The 1,187-nt window shown below is 58.4% G+C and carries 1 protein-coding gene; it reads right to left on the reverse strand.

Going from position 1 to position 1,187, the window contains the following annotated elements:
* A partial coding sequence (gene tuf / locus ABEB05_RS17060) for an elongation factor Tu (protein WP_265792001.1) occupies positions 1–1,187 on the reverse strand: 1,187 nt, incomplete at its 3' end.

A 1,187-nucleotide genomic window follows, 5' to 3' on the forward strand; every position in this document is an offset into this window, starting at 1 on the left:
TATTCAATTATGTCAGTTACCACGCCGGCGCCGACTGTGCGACCGCCTTCGCGGATTGCAAACCGAAGCCCCTCTTCCATGGCCACCGGCTGGATCAACGTCACGTCCATCGTCACGTTATCGCCCGGCATCACCATCTCTACCCCTTCGGGCAGCTGGCAGGAGCCGGTCACATCGGTCGTGCGGAAGTAAAACTGCGGGCGGTACCCCTTGAAAAAGGGCGTATGACGGCCGCCTTCGTCCTTGCTCAGCACGTATACCTCACAGCTGAACTTCGTATGCGGGGTGATCGAGCCCGGCTCGCAGAGCACCATGCCCCGCTGCAGGTCTTCCTTGTCAATCCCGCGCAGCAGGATCCCGGCGTTGTCTCCGGCCTGCCCTTCATCGAGCATCCGGCGGAACATCTCAATGCCGGTAACCACGCTTTCCATCGGGTCTTCGACAATCCCGACAATTTCAATCTCATCGTTCAGGTGAATCACGCCCCGCTCAATACGGCCCGTGGCCACCGTCCCGCGGCCGGTAATGGAGAAAATATCTTCCACCGGCATCAAAAACGGCTTGTCCACATCACGCTCGGGGGTTGGAATCGTCTCATCAACCGCATCCATCAGGTCCAGGATCGCCTGCTCATCTTCCTCACTGCCTTCCAGGGCCTGCAGGGCCGAGCCCTGAATGACCGGAATGTTGTCTCCGTCAAATTCATAAGAGCTGAGCAGCTCCCGGACTTCCAGCTCGACCAGCTCAATGAGCTCCTCATCGTCGACCAGGTCGGTCTTGTTCATAAAGACCACAATCTGAGGGACCCCCACCTGGCGGGCCAGCAAAATATGCTCGCGGGTCTGCGGCATCGGACCATCCGTGGCCGCCACCACCAATATCGCCCCGTCCATCTGGGCCGCTCCGGTAACCATGTTCTTCACATAGTCGGCGTGGCCCGGGCAGTCTACGTGTGCATAGTGGCGATCATCAGTCTCATACTCCACATGGGCCGTCGAGATCGTAATGCCCCGCTCCTTCTCCTCGGGGGCATTGTCTATATCAGTAAATTTCTTCGCTACGCCCCCGTAGTGCTTGGCCATCACCGTCGTGATCGCGGCCGTCAGGGTCGTCTTCCCGTGGTCTACGTGACCTATCGTTCCTATGTTTACATGCGGCTTATTCCGCTGGTATGTCTCTTTTGCCAT

This window comes from Fodinibius salicampi (genome assembly GCF_039545095.1).
Taxonomy (GTDB): Bacteria; Bacteroidota; Rhodothermia; order Balneolales; family Balneolaceae; genus Fodinibius; species Fodinibius salicampi.